This window comes from Bradyrhizobium sp. Kon69 (assembly GCF_055807515.1).
Window position 1 is genome coordinate 1 of the sequence record NZ_JBVVOS010000148.1, and the last position, 380, is coordinate 380.

General features: G+C 55.8%; 1 protein-coding gene. It reads right to left on the reverse strand.

Annotated features, from left to right (window positions below; genetic code table 11):
• Window positions 1-369: hypothetical protein (locus tag AC0L3U_RS38620; RefSeq protein ID WP_473364993.1), on the reverse strand; the 369-nt coding region annotated here is incomplete at its 3' end.
• Between the last annotated feature and the right edge of the window lie 11 nt (window positions 370-380).

Genomic DNA, 380 nt, shown 5'->3' on the forward strand with positions numbered 1-380 from the left:
GGTAAACAGACTGTCCTGCGTTTGAAGGGGTTTCCAGATTTGTGGGTCTACCGATCCTAGCGTCCGGCCAGTGGGTACAAGGGTTGGTTTGTTAAGCGCTTTCCTGAACAGCTCCAGGCCAGCGTCCACCTGGCGCATGGTGGCAACGCTGAGCCGCAATAGACTTAAGCCGCCGAGCTTGAGCAGAGCTGGCACAGCTTCCAGCGGGTTTAACTCTTTAAGAGCGCCCAGCACAAACGTTTTGGTGAGTGTTGCGAACCTCGGCAACGCTGCCTGAAAACTGATTTTTCCGGCCTGTGCAAGTAAGCGTCCCGAACCGCCGATGTATTTACCGATGGGAGCGGCGAAGGAGATCAGGTCGGTGAACAACGACAACCCTG